Raw genomic sequence first — 17,972 nt, 5'->3', positions numbered from 1 at the left:
ATCGCCTGCCCACTCATCCAAAATTCAATTATCACGGCTCAAAATTGAATTTTGCCGCCCCCTCCCCGTCACAAATTGGCCAACCAGCCCTCCAAGTTACCAGCCACCACCCTTATGTAAACCCCCACCAAACCTCCTCTTTCAACAAACCCCAAATTTGCCGTAGAAATTTGACTACTGTTTATAGAAGGAAACTTCCAGCAAAAATAGAATTCCCCTTTCAGTAAACTACGTAAATGGGAAAGCAGGGGATTTTGTGAGGAAAGTGTTCAGTATAGCAGCTGCATTGCTGCTCCTGGTTATGCCGCTGGCAAAGGCGGAGACAAAGGATTACAGCCAGAGAAATTGGCAAAAGCTTGTTGCTGTAAATAAAACAACGGTAAAGGCAGCGGCATTAAAAAATGAGAAGAAGGATCCGTACGACAGCAAAACGCTGGTGATCAAATATAAAGAGGCTCTTCCATTAGGAATCTATCAAAAAGCTGGCACAAAGCTGGTGAAGCGAATTCCCGGGCTTAACTATGAAATTGTTCAGATTAGCGGCAGGCAAACTCTTGAAAAGGCGGCAAAGGTTTATTTGCAAACAAAGGGTGTGCTTTCTGTTTCAAGAAGTGCACTTTATTATCCGCAGGGACAGCTTGATCCGAAGGCTGGACTGCAGTATCAGCTGAAAAACCTCCATATTGAAGAAGCGCAAAAGCTTGCCGGCAAAAACAAGGTACGGGTCGCTGTGATAGATACAGGTATTGATGCAAAGCATCCTGAACTTATAAATAGCGTTATATCTAATAACAGTGTGACAAATCCGATGCAAAAAGGCTTGCCGGATGTGCATGGCACACATGTGGCCGGAATTATTGCGGCTAAAAAGGATAACGGCATCGGGGGATACGGAATCAATCCTAATGCAGGGATCCTGTCCTTAGATGTTTTTAACCGCTCGATGTTTACGGGTGATTATGAAATTGCGCTTGGTATTTTAAAGGCAATCGATGAAAAGGCGCAGGTCATTAATATGAGCCTCTCCTCATCCATGTCTTCTCCTATTATTGAAGAGGCGGTCAGGAAGGCACTAAAGGCTAATATCACCATTGTGGCAGCGGCAGGAAATTCAGGGATGAGTGATGCCGAGTATCCTGCTGCCTATGAAGGTGTGATCGGTGTTGGCTCTGTTAACAGCAAAAACCAGCTGTCCAGTTTTTCATCGTACGGTCCTGCTGTTGATGTGACGGCGCCTGGGGAAGAGATTTATTCGACGGTGTATGATTATGAAAAGGGTTCTTCTTTTATGAAGCTGAGCGGGACGTCCATGGCCTCACCGGTTGTCGCCGGCGTCGCGTCGCTGCTCCTGAGCAAGAACCCGAAGCTGACGCCTTATCAGGTGAACTACATCTTGAATAAAACAGCATCTGACCTTGGGGCGAAAGGATACGATTTGAAATATGGGCACGGGCTTGTTAATCCGGTCGCAGCCTTGAAATTTGATTCAAGGAAAATCCCTGCCTCACTTTCCATTTCAGAAGGAGAACTTTTGAAAAAGGCAAAGGAGCTGAAAAGTGATGCAGCAGCAGGTTCGTTTACCAGTTTAAACCAGCATGATGCCTACAGGCTTGAGGTGCACGCAGGAGAAAACATTCAAACAAGGCTTTCCGGCTCAAAGCTGTTTGATTATGAGCTCGATCTCAGGTTTTTTCCTAAAGGCACCAGCAAGCCGACAGTTTCACTGAACCTCAATGATCAGCACGAAGAAAAAGATGAAGGAACACTGTTTGAGGCCCCTGGCAATGGCACACTTGTACTCGTGGCGAAGGATGTGTACGGAAACGCGAGTGAAAGCAAAGGGTCCAGCTACACCCTTACCTTAAATAGATCTGATCAAAAAATGACTGATGAAAGCAGTTCCTTTGATGATGCCAAACCGCTTGAGGCAGCGGGGCCATCGTATTTCACCGATTCATCTGCTGCCGACAGTATATCAAAGGGAGATAAAGACTATTTTACTTTTAAAACAGAAGCAGTCAAACAAGGAGAAAGAAGGGTTCTTTCTATTAATGGCGTGACAGGAATTAATTCCAAGCTGGTGCTCTGGACAAGGCATCAGGATGACAGCGGCCAGTACATAGATGAGCCGATTGAAGAGGCAGATCAGAATGGCATCAGCGAAGGGGAGGAACTTGCTTTTATTCCCAAACCCGACACGGACTATTTTCTTGAAGTGAAGAATACCCCTTACTTTGATCCGTGGGGCGGGACTGCAGGGGATTTAACGAGAAGCTTTTCTTCCCTGCTTCCATACTACGTAAAGGCTGAGACAAAACAGATTCCTGACGATGAAGATGGTTATTCAGCGTCTTCGGAAGGCATTCCGGGTCAGGAAAACGGCGAGGCAGAGGTCATTGCCTCAATCGCTCTCGACTATGCAGAAGGCCAGCCTCAGGAGGGGTATCTTCAGGACTCAGATGATGAAGACTGGTATAAATTTACGCCGGCTAAAAGTGAGATTCTGAAATTCTCCTTCGGCTCACCCAATATTCCAATGGCAGATCTGATGGCATACAACGAGAATACCGGCAGCTTTGATTTCGTTACCACAAATGTTTTAGCGGCAGGGACGATGCCTGAATTTTCTGCTGGACTTGCGGGCGGAAAAACGTATTATCTTCACCTTTATGATTGGGAGAAAACGTCTCTTAAGCCCTATCATTTTCAGTCGAAAACAGTGGCCTCAAATATTACCGACAGCTATGAGCCGAATGACGATTTTTCCATCGCGAGGCCTATGAAAAATTCAATAACCGCAACACTTTCAACCAGCAATGATGTGGACCTTTTCTACTTCAAACCGAAGGATCAGGGCGTGTACGGGCTGACAATGACCCCGCTCAGTAAGCCTGACTCCAAGTTCAGCAAACTGCCGGCACAGTATCTTCAGCCGATTGACGGTGTGCTGATCGTAATCGAAGATACGAACGGAAACGGTGTTCTGGAAGAAGAAGAGCAAATGAAAGGCCTCATGACAGACAGTACTTTTCAAAATGAGCCAGAGACAGCTTCTCTGGATGTGCAGCATGGCAAGGGGTACTTCATCGGCGCTGTCAATTACTTCCCTGACCCGACCCTTCTGCCATATAAACTGGAAGCGGTGAAATTAAACCAGAAGGATGAAGATGCCGGCAATCAAGTGAAACGAAATGTTCCATCAAAGCCGGCAGCGATGAAAAAAGCCGGTTCCGGCTGGAAAGCGGCAGGGCTGTTCAACTCTTCTCATTCTTCGAAGGATGATAGTGACTATTATAAGCTTGTGCTGACCAAGGACAGTAAGCTTACCCTCTCCTTAAAGACTAGCTTTGACACAGACGGGGTTTTGTCCCTGTATGAAGCAAAAGGCAAGCAGCTTCTGCGAGCCGATCAATACGGTACAAACGATAGTGAAGTAATCAAGGTGAATCTTAAGAAGGGAACCTACTATATAAAAGTAGAAGAAGCGCATGGAAGGGCAAGCGTCCAGCCATATGAAATAGCCGTTCAATAAAAAAAGGACTCAAGCCGATTGGCTTGAGTCTTTAATTTGTGCTCGCTGTATTGGCAGGCAAATCGAGATTGTTCCTTAGGCTGTCTATGATTGCCAGTCTTTCTTTATCAGGTACTTCTAAATAGTAAATTTTATCAATTTTAACGCCTTTTCCATTGATTTGGTGCTGCTCAATATGTCCGCGGGCATCTTTATAGTTCTCCTGAATGTCCCACATGTTATCAAATGTCAGGTTCGTCTTAACGTTATCCTGGACAACTTTGAAAAGATCGCCGAATTTGGTAATGCTTGAAATATCAGCGCCTTTTTTTATCACAGCCTCAATGATGCTTCTTTGGCGAAGCTGGCGGCCCCAGTCTCCACGAGGATCATCGTATCTCATTCTGCTGAACCTTAGAGCGTTTGTGCCGTTCAGCTGAATTGGGCCCTTTGTGAAATGCGTTCCTTCATACGTAAAGTCCAAATCATTATTAACTTCAACACCGCCGACAGCATCTACAATATCCTTGAAGCTCTCCATGTTAACTTTCACGAAGTAGTTGACAGGCAGGCCGTTTAAAAAGTGCTTTACAGTATTAATAGCCATCTCAGTGCCGCCGAATGCATAGGCATGGTTAATTTTATCCTGTGTGCCGCGTCCGACGATTTCTGTACGGGTATCACGCGGAATGCTAACCATTTCCATTGTCTTTTTATTTGGATTAACAGTTATATAGATGAGTGAGTCTGAGCGTCCGGCATCACCCTGTCTTTCATCAACGCCCATTAAGAGGATTGCTAGTGGCTGTTTGCTTTTCATATCGTTCACTGGGGTAGTTACACCAGGTTTTGTTGTCTCATTAATATTGGCTACAGTATCGGTTGCTGATTTAAAAAGATAAAAGACATAGCCTCCAACGGCAAGAACTAGAATTCCAATCACACTTAATGAAATCCAAAGCCATTTTTTGCTCTTCTTTTTTTGTTTCGTACTTCTCACTTTTCGCCCTTCTTCCCTATTCTTTCATTATCATGTAAATATTGCCACATTATATGCCAAAAGTCTATATCCTTTTTTGTTAAATATCATCCTTTTTATGCGGATTCTAGCTGTTTTTCCTGCTGATATTTGAGGAATGAATTTCCAGAAAAAATGAAGGTTTTTAAGAAGGAAATACGAATTCTTAGAGCTGAAAGATGATTAAAACAAGAAAGCGGGGATGAGTTATATGAAGAACGCTTTGAAAAAATTATTCAGCATTGCAGCAGCGGCTGTCATGGTGCTTTCGATTTCTATAAGGGATTCACAAGTAAAAGGAGAATACAGCAGTTCAGCAGGAATCTTTCAAAAATGGTTTGGCGTGAAGACGTTTATCCAGGAGAATAGCGAAATCTTTTTCTACCGGGTCGTCAAATTCTGGGGAGCGTCTATTCCTGAGCAATTATTGTATCTGCCTGTTAGTCAGAATTTATGGACCCCTTTATCCCGCGAAAAGTTTGGGATGGAAGCAATCAAGGCGGGCACGAATACCGTTCCGAAGAGAATTGAATTATTAATTGATAAGTTTGAGGATCGAAACGATATAAATAAAGCGGAAAGGCGGTGCAGATCTTCACCTGAAAAAGCAGTGTAAAGAAAAGGGCTTTCTATTTAGACGCGCTATTCACATAGATTTGCTGATTCGAGCGGGCTTGATCAGGACCTGGTGAGAGGTCATTGAAGCGGCAGCAGGCCATATCTTGAATCCAGCAATGCAGGGCATTCTTGAGAAAGGATTAACAGAAAAATAGGGTTGATTTGTGACAACTGAATAGGCAGACAGGCCTTGCAATTTGTGCAGGCTTTTTTTTTGTGCCGGAGTAAGGGGAAACAGTAGCTTTTCGGGAAAAAGTATAATTTAATAAAAGGTAACAACTAATAGGAGGAACACGAAAATAATGAAAAAACCACTGCTCGCAGGGATCAGCTCCGTCCTCATTCTATCTTCAGGTCTTTTTGCTCCTTCTGCCCATGCAGCAACAGCAACTGCCTCCAGTTATCAGGAAGCTGTCCGCCAGGGAAATCTGCTGGCTGGCAAAACATCGTCCTATGCCACTGTCATCAGCAAAGGGAACATCAGCAGCATTTCATCAAGCTATGACAGCTTTAACGCCCAGCTGAAAAAAACAGAGGCTGCAGCCGGGAAAGTATCCGGACAAACTAACCGCCAAAAACTGCTCGCCAAATATGTGACACCAGCGAAAATTCAGCTGGAACGGACGATTTATGAGGTTTCCGTCTACCGATTGTTAGCCAATATGAACAATAAAATCGATGATGCCAACTATGAAATTGATGCAGATATGAGTAAACTGCAGCGCCTGAAAAAGCGTGCGGCCCAAATTAAAGAAGCCGGCGGCTACAAAGCATTACCGGCTCAAGTAAGCAACACGCTTCTATATAACGAAGCACACACTGAAGGAGAATACCTTCAAACTATTACAGACGGCTACACCTACCTGGCTGATGAAGACGGGGATATTTACACAATGGATTACATCTTTGACTATTTCACGCATCACCTGGCAGTCGCTGAACAAAAAATCGGCCAAACACCTGGAGCAAGCAACAGAACCGCTCTGGCCAAAAAATACACAACCCCTGCCAAGGTAGCCTATGAAAGAACCAAATACGAAATCTCCCGCCTTAGGCTGATCTACACCATTTCAGACCTGGCCGACCAAAAGAAAATCGATGAAGCCAAAAAAGAAGCAGCCAAGCTCCAGCGCCTGAAAGACCGCGCAGCAGCCATTAAAAAAGCCGGCGGCTACAAACCGCTGAGCCCGCAGGTTGAAGAGTATTTAGCAGAGGATGAACAGCTTGCTTTGGAGCTGTTGAAATAAGATAGAGTGATGGCGTCTTCCTTAGGGGAGGCGTTTTTTTGTGGTGGGCAGCGTTGTAATTATGGGGTTGGTGAAATTATAAGGCGTTTTGGTGAATATGAGAGCCGGTTTGGTGAATATGAGCTCCCGATAGGTGAATATTTTGGCTGGTTCTGTGAATACGAGTAAGGGCAGTTTATGAAAAAGCTGTTATCTCTTCGTAAAAAAGAATTTTGCGCCCCTGTAGAGAGAGCGGCTCATTGATAGGGGCTTCAAACAAGATGAAATTCCCTGTAGCCGGCCTTTGGTGAAAATAAAGGGTGTTTTGGTGAATATAAGAGCCAGTTTGGTGAATATGTGCATTGGATCGGAGAATATAAAGGCTGGATCAGTGAATATGAGGAAGGGCTGTTTATGAAAAAGCCGTTATCTCTTCGTAAAAAAGAATTTTGCGCCCCTGTAGAGAGAGCGGCTCATTAATAGGGGCTTCAAACAAGGTGAGATTCCCTGTAGCCGGCCTTTGGTGAAAATAAAGGGGGTATTGGTGAATATAAGAGCCAGTTTGGTGAATATGTGCATTGGATCGGTGAATATTAAGGCTGGATCGGTGAATATGAGGAAGGGCTGTTTATGAAAAAGTCCTTATCTCTTCGTAAAAAAGAATTTTGCGCCCCTGTAGTGAGAGCGGCTCATTGATAGGGGCTTCAAACAAGGTGAGATTCCCTGTAGCCGGCCTTTGGTGAAAATAAAGGGGGTATTGGTGAATATAAGAGCCAGTTTGGTGAATATGTGCTCTCGATCGGTGAATATGAAGGCTGGTTCGGTGAATATGGAGAAGAGCTATTTATGAAAAAGCCGTTATCTCTTCGTAAAAAGGAAATTTGCACCCTTATGGAGGGTGATACACATTGGAAGAGAATTAAAACGAGGTAACCCGGCTCCTAAAAAGAGAACAGCAGCAAATTATGCCGCCCCAAATAAAAATTTCGAGCACTGAGCAGGAATCTCCTCATCCTGGCAGAATCTAGAGTAAGAATTCAAAAAGAAGGTGATAAATTGATAATAAAAGAACGTACCAAACCAGTAGTGCTGCTTCAGCTGGAGGCATTGTTAAGAAGGCTGCCAGGAAATCACAGAAAAAGACCATTAATCGAAGCGGATCTGGCGAGGTATGCGGCTGGGTACAGCGGCGAGAAGTCGATTGATTACCATTTAAGTTTTCTGCCTGAAAAAGAATTCACTATTCTTCATGACCTCCGCCTTTCTTCTGGTTCTCATTCCTTCCAAATGGATACCCTTATCCTCCATCCGAATTTCATCCTGATTTTAGAAGTGAAAAACATCACCGGTACATTAATATTTGATCAAAACTTCCACCAGCTTATCAGGAAAATAGGCGATAAAGAAGAAGCATTCCCTGATCCTCTTCTTCAAGCATCCAGGCATAAAAAGCAGCTTCAGCAATGGCTGGCAGCGAATCGGTTTGAGGAAATACCGATTGAATATTTGATTGTGGTAAGCAGCCCGGCCACTATTATAAAAATGATTCCTTTCAACCAGTCCCTATATAAAAGAATTATCCACTCCAACACCATTTATGACCGTGTTAATGAATTAATTGAGAAACATAAAATCCTCCTATTAAAACCACCAGGCTTAAAAAAGCTTTCCCGCCTGCTCGACAAAAACCACACTGTCTTAACGAAACCTATAATGGATCAATACGGGATTCTATTAACTGATTTAATCCCTGGAACAGCATGTCCAAAATGCTTAGCATTCCCAATGGATCGGGTGCAAGGCCATTGGTTTTGCAAGAAATGCTCCATCAAGTCAAAAAACGCTCATTTATCTGCACTTGAAGAATATTTTCTGCTGACAAATGCACCTTCTATCTCCAATAAAGAGTTCCGCTTCTTTTTAAACATCTCGTCAACTTCAATTACAACAAGGTTTCTCCTAGACTCAGGTCTTTCGCATAATAGTTCGAGAAAAAATCGGGTCTATCTTAGAAAAAAGTAAGCTGTCCATTTATGAATTTTATGTAAAAATATGTTTTTACCATGCAAAAGCACCGTTTTTTTGGAAATTTGTTGTATAATGTCAAAGGAAATAAAGGAGTTTTTACATAGAGAAACGATGGAGGACAAATTGGTGAAGCGTTTATTGCTCTTTTTTATCATAATCATTTCTATAGGAAGCGTCATAGCAGGCAAGTTTTATTGGGACAAAAAAATCAGCAGTGCTTCTGCAGAGGCTAAAGGGACAGCGTATCAAGAGACTGTTAAAGCAGACCCGATTAAAAGTGAAAGTTCTTCAGACATACCAGCAGCCGTGAAAAACCTTCCAGCAGAGACAGCCTCAATGCTGCTGAAAGCCGAAAAAGAGAAAAAGAAAGTAAAAATGCTGATCTTCGGATCCGATACATCTGAAGAGGGTGCTCATTCATGGCCGGCCATGCTGAAAAGCGATCTGGAGAAAACTTATTCCAAAGATTTGATGGACGTAAACATTGCTGTTTTTAAAAATAAAACAACAAAGGATATTCTCCAGGAAGATATTGCTGAAAAGCTCTCCCTTGAAAAGCCGGATATTCTTTTGATAGAACCATTCATTTTAAAAGACAATGGCATAGTAGGCATTACGAACACATTGAAAAATGTTGACAGTATTTTGAAAATCTTTAAAAAAGAAAACCCTGGAGTGAAGATCTTTATCCAGCCTTCTCATCCTGTCTATAAAGCGAGATACTACCCTAAAGAAGCTGAGAAGCTGGAGCAGTTTGCGAAAGATAATGGATATGTCTACCTAAACCACTGGAAATCTTGGCCTGATGATCAGTCCGATGACATTCTTACGTATGTAAATAAATCAGACAATACACTTAGTGAAAAAGGCGAAAAGCTTTGGGAAACCTATCTTTCCAGTTATTTTACAGGCAAAAATAATTAGGTGTGGTTTAGAAAAAAGAAAGTTTGGGGTAAAAAGCCTTAGCGAGATGTTTTCTGGAGAAGATAGAGGTAGTATAAGAAATCAATCCTTCCACTATAGCTGCTAATTTTTGGATGTAACATCCTGTGCGTTTGTTCCGTCAAATATACAGGACAGCCGTAAACACAGTCCATATTTATGCAGAATTCTCTTTAATTGCTCCGCATTGAAGACTGATTTTATCCTAACACTAAAGAAAATGTGAAGAAACTTTGAACGTCCATATTTCGGCCTTTCCCCGCTTAGAAATCTTATTGACCTTTCATGGGGTAAGTGATATTGTTCTAATGAGTGAAAACTTTAGGAACAAGTTAAGCAAGGAGAAATACTAATACTGTCAGCCGAAAGAAATATAGAGGTGATTTTTGGTGGCTATTAATCGGGCAGAGTCCAATTTGTATCGTAAGTATCAATCGGTGGCCTTTGCAAAGACTGAACCGAAAAAAACAGCTTATAACCTTCATGGAAAACGAATTCTAGATATACTATTAGCCGTAATAGGACTTATACTCGCATCTCCCATCATTTTGATTACGATGATTGCGATAAGAATGGAGTCACCCGGGAAAGCCTTGTTTTTCCAGGAACGGGTAGGTTTAAGAGGCCAGAGATTCCATGTTGTAAAGCTGAGATCGATGAGAACAGACGCGGAAAAGAATGGAGCCCAGTGGGCATCCAAGGATGATCCAAGGGTAACGAAAATCGGTGCCTTCATCCGCAAAACCCGCATCGATGAACTCCCGCAGCTTTATAATGTATTGAAGGGTGAAATGAGCATGATCGGTCCCCGCCCGGAAAGACCGATGTTTACAGAAGCTTTTGAAAGAGAGATCCCCGGATTTTCCCAGCGTCTTGCAGTGAAGCCTGGTTTAACAGGCTGGGCTCAGGTAAACGGCGGATACGATATCTCTCCAAAAGAGAAATTGCAATACGACTTGTACTATATCTCAAAAATGGAATTTTTATTAGATCTTAAAATTATTTTCAAGACGATACGTGTTATCTTTACTGGTGAAGGCGCTAGATAAGATAAATCCAGGAGGATTATCTGAATTATGAAGGTTTTGGTTACAGGGGGCTGCGGTTTTATCGGCTCGCATATAACAGACAAATTAATTGAAGATGGTCACGAAGTTATGGTTGTCGATGATTTAACAACCGGAAACAAGGACAACCTGAATGATGCAGCAGCGTTTACAGACTGCAGCATTAATGACTCCCGGTTTGAAGAAGCTGTTGCTGAATTCAAGCCTGAAGCCATTATTCATCAGGCCGCACAGGTAAGTGTACCTCGCTCAATCGAGGATCCGTTAAAAGATGAAGAAATCAATGTCAGAGGCTCTCTCAGTGTGATCCAGGCAGCCCAGAAGCATGGCGTCCGCAAAATTGTTTTTGCTTCCTCTGCGGCTGTGTATGGCAATCCTGAGTATTTGCCGGTAGATCTTGCTCATCCAGCTAAGCCGCTTGCTCCTTATGGCGTTTCCAAGCTTTCTGTTGAGAAATATTTGGACATGGCACACAAGCTCTATGGCATAGATTACACCATTTTACGCTATGGCAATGTTTATGGTCCAAGGCAGGATGCACTTGGCGAGGGTGGCGTTATTGCGATTTTTGCTGAAGCATTCTCAAAAGGACAGGCACCGGCGATTTATGGTGACGGCGAACAGACGCGTGATTTTATTTATGTAGAAGACGTTGCGGCAGCGAATGTGAAAGCATTAACGAGCGGCCACAATCAAGTATTGAACGTTTCTTCTAATGAAAAGATTACCATTAAAGAGCTGTTCTTTTTGATGAATGAAATCTCGGGGAATGATTTTTCTCCAGAATATAGAGAAGAGCGCAGCGGAGATATCCGTGAGAGTGTTCTTTGCAATAAAGAAACAATCAGCGCACTAAAATGGGAGCCTGCTGTATCGCTGCCGAAAGGCCTTGAAAGCACGCTTGATTTTTATAAAAAGACAACACGATGAAGTTTTCGCATTTTCTCCCGATGCATTTCGCATGGCTGGCATCCCGGCCTGTGAATCGGGAGAATTTTTACGTTATGCAAGATAAAATATTGAAGCCTTGATAGGAGAAACTAGAGCAGATGAAGCATATAATCGTTTATTTTCCATATGAACTTCAAAAGAATCCGAAAAGCGGGTCTGGTGTACGCCCAAAGAAACTGACTGAAGCCTTCCGGCGCTATGGAGAAAAGCATCAGGTAGAAGTCGTTGTGATTTCAGGACAATCAAGAGAACGCAAGCAAAAAATAAACGAATACCTTCATCAGTACAGCATCAATGAGGCCTTATTCTGCTATATGGAAAACAGCACAATGCCGTTTTGGCTGACCGATCACGATCATGTTCCGCGCGCAATAGGCATGGATGCCGGCTTTTGGAAGAAACTAAAAGCAGCGCACGTTCCAATCGGGTGCTTTTACAGGGATGTTTACTGGCAGTTTAATGACATGTATGTTCCGCCATTCGGCAAGCAATTTTTAACACCTGTCATGCAAAGCATTTACCGGAAAGAGCTGAAGGCGTATCATAAATCTGTTGATATCCTCTATCTTCCATCCCTTGAGATGAACCGATTTGTCAAATGGACAAAGGAATACGACGAGCTGCCGCCAGGAATGGAAAAGGTGGATCACTTGAACCGGTCTGATAAGAGCATTTCGTCAGCGGTTTATGTTGGCGGGATCACAGATCAGCTTGGCATCCTCACCATGCTGAAGGCTTTTGATGGTATTAATGCTGATGGGGTCAAGGTTGAATTAAACTTCATCTGCCGAGAAGGCGAGTTCAAAAAAGATGCAGAAATTCAAGGCTATCAGGACAAGCCATGGATTAATATCCTGCACCTTTCAGGCGACGAGCTGAAAGAGGTTTATGAAAAGTCCGATATCGCGCTCATTCCGCGCGAGAAAAACACGTACCATGATTTTGCCATGCCGGTTAAATTATTTGAATACCTTGCCCACCAGCTGCCAATCGTTGCGACAAATTGTGACGCCCAGGCACGTCTGTTGGAGGATAATAATTTCGGCATCGTCTCCAAAGTAGATAAGGATGATTTCAAAGATGCTGTACTAAGAGCTCTGCAGCCAGAGGTGCACGCAGTCATGATTTCTTCGATCCGTCAGCATGCCTTTGAGAAAAACAGCTGGGACGCAAGAGTAGAGAAAGTAGTCAACGATTTAACATCACTGAACAGACAAGAGGTGAAGCAGTCATGAAAATAGCCATTTTAGCTCCTGCAAACAACGTTCATACAAAGAAATGGCTCGATTATTATAATAAGCTTGGATATGAGACGCTCAACATCAGCTTTGAAAGCCACAGGGACGGGGACGACCGTTCTAAATGGCAGAATGTGAAAACCCATTACCTTCCATTAAAGTTCAGCAACAAGCTGGCTTACTTTCTGACAGTTGGCGACTTGAAAAAGGTATTAAACGAATTTAAGCCGGATCTACTGCACAGCCATTATGTTTCAAGCTACGGGGTTGTCGGGGCTATGGCGAATTTTCATCCTTACATTATTTCTGTTTGGGGCATGGACATCTATGACTTCCCTAAGGAAGGCAAAATCAATGCCGCGATGGTGAAGTACGCCTTGAAAAAAGCAGACGTGATCTGCTCAACAAGCCATGTGATGAAAGACGAAACAGCCAAATATACGAACAAACCAATAGAGGTTACACCTTTTGGCGTAGATATGGAAAAATTCAAGCCCTCTGTCAACCAAAGCCATGAGGATAAAATCCGTTTTGGCATTGTAAAAACGATGGCTGAAAAATACGGTATCCGCTACTTGCTTGAGGGCTATGCCAAGTTTAGAGGCATGGTTCGTCCCGAGCAATTTGAGGCGACACACCTTGATATCGTAGGTCCTGGACCGAAGCTTGAGGAGTACAAGCAGCTTGCAAAGGAGCTTGGAATTGATCATCAGACAACCTTCCATGGCCGAGTGCCTCATGAGCAGGTACCAGCCTTCATTAATTCATTTGACGTCTTTTTTGTACCGTCAACGCTTGACAGCGAAAGCTTCGGTGTCGCAGCGGTTGAGGCGCAGGCGTGCGAAGTGCCTGTTGTAGTGGCGAATGTCGGCGGCCTTCCTGAGGTTGTGAAGGACGGAGAAACCGGCTATATCGTGCCGACGAAAAACAGCAGTGTCCTTGCTGAAAAAATGAAGCTATTCATTGAAAATCCGGAAATCGGAAAAGAAATGGGCGCAAAAGGCCGTCGACATGTCGTCAGTCTTTATGAATGGGAAGACAATGCAAAACTGATGGCTGATATTTATGAAAAGACATTAGGGAGGAAGGTGAGCGTCTGATGAAACCGCTCGTTTCCATCATCACGCCTTCTTATAATAGTACAAACTATATCGGAGATACCATTGCCTCAGTGCAGGCTCAAACGTATGATAACTGGGAAATGATTATCGTTGACGACTGTTCAAAGGATAACTCCCGTGAATACATCAAAGGTTTTGCTGAGGCCGATCCCCGCATCCGCCTCGTCGAGCTCGAGGTGAACAGCGGAGCTGCGGTTGCAAGGAACACAGCGATCAATCTTGCGAACGGCAAGTATGTCGCGTTCCTTGACAGCGATGATCTTTGGCATCCGGAAAAGCTGGAAAAGCAAATTGCATTTATGGAAGAAAAAGGCTATGCTTTTACGTATACGAAGTACCAGCTCATGCAGGAAAATGGAGAGAAACTCGATCGGGTGATCGATGTTCCTGATGAGATGGATTACAAAACCCTTTTAAAAGGGAATTATATCGGGTGTTTGACAGCTGTTGTAAATAAAGAAAAAACAGGTCCTTTCCAAATGCCCAATATTCGTACACGCCAAGATTATGCCCTTTGGCTTTCAATACTAAAAAGGGGTTTTCGCGCTTTTGCTCTCCAGGAATCACTCGCCTATTACAGGCTGGTTCCAGGCTCGATCTCAAGCAATAAAGTGAAGATGGCGAAGCAGAACTGGAAGGTTTACCGGGAAGTGGAGAAGCTTAGCCTGGTTCATTCCATGTACTGCTTTGCCGGCTATGCGTTCAATGCAGTTAAAAAAACATACCTGAAAAAATAGGGGGTCACTTTCAATGAAAGTAAGAAAAGCGATTATTCCAGCTGCAGGTTTGGGCACAAGATTCCTTCCTGCGACAAAAGCGCAGCCAAAAGAGATGCTTCCGATTGTGGACAAGCCGACCATTCAATACATTGTTGAAGAAGCGGTAGCCTCTGGCATTGAAGACATTATTATCGTGAGCGGCCGCGGCAAGCGCGCCATTGAAGACCATTTTGACAAATCCTATGAGCTTGAAGAAACACTCGCAAAAAAAGGCAAACAGGAAATGCTCGACATTGTACAGCAGATTTCAAGCCTTGCCAACATTCATTACATAAGACAAAAAGAACCAAAGGGTCTTGGACATGCCATTAACTGTGCAAGCCGCTTTATTGGAAATGAACCGTTTGCGGTTCTCCTTGGCGATGATATCGTTAAAAGCGAAGTGCCTTGCACACAGCAGCTTATCCAGGCATTTGAACAGAGCGAGCGCAGTGTAGTAGGTGTTCAGCAGGTTCCTCAGGAGGACACGTCCAAATACGGCATTATTGCTCCTAAAGAAGGAACACAGGATGGCGACAAGATGATTTCTGTGAGTTCCCTTGTAGAAAAACCAAAAGCAGAAGAAGCACCGTCCCGCTATGCAATCATGGGCCGCTATATCCTGACGCCGGAGATTTTCTCCATCCTTGACGAGCTCCCTCCAGGTGCAGGCGGTGAGATTCAGCTCACAGACGCCTTAAAAGTACTGAATGAAACCCAGCCGATCCATGCTTACAATTTTGACGGCCAGCGCTATGACGTCGGCGACAAATTCGGATTTATTAAAGCATCCGTAGACTTTGCACTTGAAAGAGAAGACCTCCGCAGCCAGGTGCTTGACTATTTGAACCAGGTTGTCAGCAAGTAACGTCATCATACTAACTGGAGGAAGAAACTCATGAATATAGCAGTTGTAGGCACAGGCTACGTTGGCCTCGTAACAGGCGTCTGCCTGTCCGAAATCGGCCATCACATCACCTGTGTGGATATAGATGAAAGAAAAGTAGAAAAAATGAGGCAGGGAATCTCCCCGATCTTTGAGCCCGGCCTTGACGATTTAATGAAAGAAAACATCAGCCGCGGCCGATTGAATTTCACAACAAATCACAAAGAAGCATTCGCTGACGCCCGCGTCATTTACATTGCTGTCGGCACGCCTCAGCGTCCTGATGGACAGGCTGATCTTCGTTTCGTGGAGCAGGTCGCAAAGGACATTGCCGGCAACATTGAAAAAGATGTGGTCGTTGTGACAAAAAGCACCGTACCGGTTGGAACGAATGAGCACGTAAAGTCCATTGTTCTAGAGTATCTTCAAAAAGATGTGAAGGTGGATGTTGTCTCAAACCCTGAATTCCTTCGCGAAGGCTCAGCGGTTAAAGATACCTTTGAAGGCGACCGCATTGTCATCGGTGCAGAAAACGAGGAAGCAGCAGCTGTTCTCGAAGAAGTGAACAAGCCATTTGGCATTCCGATTTTCAAAACCGACATTCGCAGTGCGGAAATGATCAAATATGCTTCCAACGCATTTTTAGCGACAAAAATCAGCTTTATCAATGAAATCGCCAACCTTTGCGAAAAGCTTGAAGCGAATGTTGAAGATGTGGCATCAGGAATGGGGATGGACGACCGGATCGGCAATAAATTCCTGAAAGCAGGCATCGGCTACGGCGGTTCCTGCTTCCCTAAGGATACAAATGCGCTTGTCCAAATCGCAAGCTATGTCCAGCACGACTTCAACCTTTTAAAATCCGTTATTCAGGTGAACGGCGAGCAGCAGCGCATGCTGATATTAAAAGCGAAAGAGCGCTTCGGAAGCCTGGAGGGCATGAAAGTGGCCATGCTTGGCCTCGCGTTCAAACCAAATACAGATGACATGAGGGAAGCTGCTTCAATTGTCCTGGCAGAAGAGCTAGTGAAGGAGGGCGCAACTGTTGTCGCCTATGATCCGATTGCTGAGGAAAATGCTAGACGTCTTCTTCCAAAGGAAACCATCTATGTGGCAACTCCTGAAGAAGCGATTCAGGATGCAGACTTCGCATTTGTTGTTACAGAATGGGAACAGGTTCGCAATCTATCGATTGATACTTTCCTATCCAAGATGAAGCAGCCTGTAATTTTTGACGGACGCAACTGCTTTGATATAGAAGAAATGGAAAAGCATCCAATCGAATACTACTCAGTGGGCCGCAAGCCTGTAAAAAATATTTAATGCTAGATGGGAAACCATCTAGTTTTTTTTATTTCCAGGGATTACGATAAAGGAGTAAATCCACAGTGGAGAGTGAAGCGTTTGAAGCATTTTTTGAAAAGCCTTATCATCTGCTTGATTTTGTGCGCTACTTTAGCAGCTCCTGCACAAATCGGGCACTCAGCCGGAACAACTAATCAATACCTTGTTCAATTGACGTATTTTAACTCAAAGGTTCAGGACAGCCTTGCAAAGGAAGGCTTTAACGTAATAGACCATTACTCCTTTGAACAGACACAATACGCTGTTGTAACAGGCAGCAAAGGCTTAGACGTGCTTCAAAAGCTGCCGTTTGTAAAATTGGCAGAGCAGGATCAAGCTGTTAAAGCAAAAGGCTTTTCTCAGTTGTTGCCTTGGGGGTTGAAAAGCACAGGAGCAGCAAAATTAAAAGGCAAGGGCTGTGCGTGCAATATCGCTATTATTGATTCAGGAATTTCTGATCATGTGGACTTAAAAGGAAGAGTCAAATCTAAGGTCACCTACCTTTATGGCCAGGAAATAAAGGGCGAGGCAGCTGATCGGACAAAGGTGCAGCACGGCACACATGTCGCAGGAATAGTCGCAGCAAACAATAACAGCATCGGGGTAACAGGCATGGACCCTAACGCCAACCTGCTGATCGTTAAAGCGATGGATGACAGCGGAACTGGATTCCTCTCAGATGTGAGCAAGGGGATTGCCTGGGCGATTGAAAAGAAGGCACAGATCATCAATTTAAGCCTTGAACTGCAGGGCAACTCGGCTATTTTAGAAAACATTTTAAAGAAAGCTTATGACAAGGGCATCTCTGTAGTCGTTGCTTCAGGAAATGAAGGCACAGGCATCGGCTATCCTGCCAGCTCCCCTTATGTGATTTCCGTTGGAGCCGTCGACGAATCGAAAAAGGTAACAGAGTGGTCAAACGCTGATAAAAGACTGACCATTCTTGCCCCTGGAGATACCATCCTATCAACAGTTAACACGAAAGATTATATGTATCTCAGCGGCACCTCTATGGCTGCTCCGTATGTTGCCGGAGCGATCGGGCTGATCCTTCCAAAATACACAGGAGTGCAAAACGGCCAAAAGGTAGAATGGGTAAAATCAAGACTTCAAGATTACGGTGAACAGGTAACAATTACTAGAGGAAAAAGCAAATATACAGTTCCGTCGCTGAATATTTATAAAAGTTATTACTCTCTAAAATAGTCGAAAACATTTAAAAGTTCTGTAAAATTAACAAAACGTTATGAAAATGTTACAAATT

General features: G+C 43.8%; 14 protein-coding genes. 13 read left to right on the top strand and 1 reads right to left on the bottom strand.

Annotation, left to right across the window (positions count from 1 at the left end; translation table 11 throughout):
* Window positions 1–256 precede the first annotated feature (256 nt).
* Window positions 257–3,532 (top strand): S8 family peptidase, encoded by a 3,276-nt coding sequence (locus LRR81_RS09675; RefSeq protein WP_231789158.1) that lies wholly within the window; start codon window positions 257–259, stop codon window positions 3,530–3,532.
* 31 nt (window positions 3,533–3,563) lie between these two features.
* On the opposite strand, the gene tagU is transcribed toward LRR81_RS09675, so the two are convergent.
* Window positions 3,564–4,511: a polyisoprenyl-teichoic acid--peptidoglycan teichoic acid transferase TagU gene (gene tagU / locus LRR81_RS09670; protein ID WP_231789157.1), complete on the bottom strand. Its 948-nt coding sequence runs from the start codon at window positions 4,509–4,511 to the stop codon at window positions 3,564–3,566.
* 229 nt (window positions 4,512–4,740) lie between these two features.
* Between tagU and LRR81_RS09665 the strand changes: the two genes are divergently transcribed.
* The 12 genes from LRR81_RS09665 to LRR81_RS09610 all read left to right on the top strand — a co-directional run bounded on the left by LRR81_RS09665 (window position 4,741) and on the right by LRR81_RS09610 (window position 17,914).
* Window positions 4,741–5,145 (top strand): hypothetical protein, encoded by a 405-nt coding sequence (locus tag LRR81_RS09665; RefSeq protein ID WP_231789156.1) that lies wholly within the window; start codon window positions 4,741–4,743, stop codon window positions 5,143–5,145.
* Window positions 5,146–5,449: 304 nt separating this feature from the next.
* Complete coding sequence (locus LRR81_RS09660; protein ID WP_231789155.1) at window positions 5,450–6,394, top strand: hypothetical protein; 945 nt, start codon at window positions 5,450–5,452, stop codon at window positions 6,392–6,394.
* 1,035 nt (window positions 6,395–7,429) lie between these two features.
* Window positions 7,430–8,395 carry a nuclease-related domain-containing protein gene (locus LRR81_RS09655; RefSeq protein ID WP_231789154.1) on the top strand — a complete coding sequence of 322 codons (966 nt, stop codon included), beginning with the start codon at window positions 7,430–7,432 and terminating at the stop codon, window positions 8,393–8,395.
* 132 nt (window positions 8,396–8,527) lie between these two features.
* Entirely contained in the window at window positions 8,528–9,325 is a 798-nt protein-coding gene (locus LRR81_RS09650) for an SGNH/GDSL hydrolase family protein (RefSeq protein WP_231789153.1), read from the top strand.
* Window positions 9,326–9,780: 455 nt separating this feature from the next.
* Window positions 9,781–10,392, top strand: a complete 612-nt coding sequence (locus tag LRR81_RS09645) for a sugar transferase (protein ID WP_231789427.1) — start codon at window positions 9,781–9,783, stop codon at window positions 10,390–10,392.
* Between the two features lie 24 nt (window positions 10,393–10,416).
* On the top strand, window positions 10,417–11,340 hold the full coding sequence (locus tag LRR81_RS09640) for an NAD-dependent epimerase/dehydratase family protein (RefSeq protein ID WP_231789426.1): 924 nt from the start codon (window positions 10,417–10,419) through the stop codon (window positions 11,338–11,340).
* Window positions 11,341–11,459: 119 nt separating this feature from the next.
* Window positions 11,460–12,596 carry a glycosyltransferase family 4 protein gene (locus LRR81_RS09635; RefSeq protein WP_231789152.1) on the top strand — a complete coding sequence of 379 codons (1,137 nt, stop codon included), beginning with the start codon at window positions 11,460–11,462 and terminating at the stop codon, window positions 12,594–12,596.
* Complete coding sequence (locus LRR81_RS09630) at window positions 12,593–13,699, top strand: glycosyltransferase (RefSeq protein ID WP_231789151.1); 1,107 nt, start codon at window positions 12,593–12,595, stop codon at window positions 13,697–13,699. Before LRR81_RS09635 ends, LRR81_RS09630 begins: the two co-directional genes overlap by 4 nt.
* On the top strand, window positions 13,699–14,457 hold the full coding sequence (locus tag LRR81_RS09625) for a glycosyltransferase family 2 protein (RefSeq protein WP_231789150.1): 759 nt from the start codon (window positions 13,699–13,701) through the stop codon (window positions 14,455–14,457). Before LRR81_RS09630 ends, LRR81_RS09625 begins: the two co-directional genes overlap by 1 nt.
* Before the next feature lie 13 nt (window positions 14,458–14,470).
* On the top strand, window positions 14,471–15,346 hold the full coding sequence (gene galU / locus LRR81_RS09620) for a UTP--glucose-1-phosphate uridylyltransferase GalU (RefSeq protein WP_231789149.1): 876 nt from the start codon (window positions 14,471–14,473) through the stop codon (window positions 15,344–15,346).
* A 30-nt stretch (window positions 15,347–15,376) separates the two neighbouring features.
* Window positions 15,377–16,687 (top strand): UDP-glucose dehydrogenase family protein, encoded by a 1,311-nt coding sequence (locus tag LRR81_RS09615; RefSeq protein WP_231789148.1) that lies wholly within the window; start codon window positions 15,377–15,379, stop codon window positions 16,685–16,687.
* Between the two features lie 81 nt (window positions 16,688–16,768).
* Entirely contained in the window at window positions 16,769–17,914 is a 1,146-nt protein-coding gene (locus LRR81_RS09610) for a S8 family peptidase (protein WP_231789147.1), read from the top strand.
* Window positions 17,915–17,972 lie beyond the last annotated feature (58 nt).

The sequence above is a fragment of the Metabacillus kandeliae genome, assembly GCF_021166585.1.
Taxonomy (GTDB): domain Bacteria; phylum Bacillota; class Bacilli; order Bacillales; family Bacillaceae; genus Metabacillus_B; species Metabacillus_B kandeliae.
Note: the sequence above shows the minus strand (reverse complement) of the source record. Positions and strands in the feature narration are given on the sequence as shown.

Bases quoted from the DNA above. Each gene is read 5' to 3' on its own strand.
- LRR81_RS09665 (WP_231789156.1), top strand. From the start codon at position 4,741: ATGAAGAACGCTTTGAAAAAATTATTCAGCATTGCAGCAGCGGCTGTC.
- LRR81_RS09660 (WP_231789155.1), top strand. From the start codon at position 5,450: ATGAAAAAACCACTGCTCGCAGGGATCAGCTCCGTCCTCATTCTATCT.
- LRR81_RS09635 (WP_231789152.1), top strand. From the start codon at position 11,460: ATGAAGCATATAATCGTTTATTTTCCATATGAACTTCAAAAGAATCCG.
- LRR81_RS09630 (WP_231789151.1), top strand. From the start codon at position 12,593: ATGAAAATAGCCATTTTAGCTCCTGCAAACAACGTTCATACAAAGAAA.
- LRR81_RS09625 (WP_231789150.1), top strand. From the start codon at position 13,699: ATGAAACCGCTCGTTTCCATCATCACGCCTTCTTATAATAGTACAAAC.
- galU (WP_231789149.1), top strand. From the start codon at position 14,471: ATGAAAGTAAGAAAAGCGATTATTCCAGCTGCAGGTTTGGGCACAAGA.
- LRR81_RS09615 (WP_231789148.1), top strand. From the start codon at position 15,377: ATGAATATAGCAGTTGTAGGCACAGGCTACGTTGGCCTCGTAACAGGC.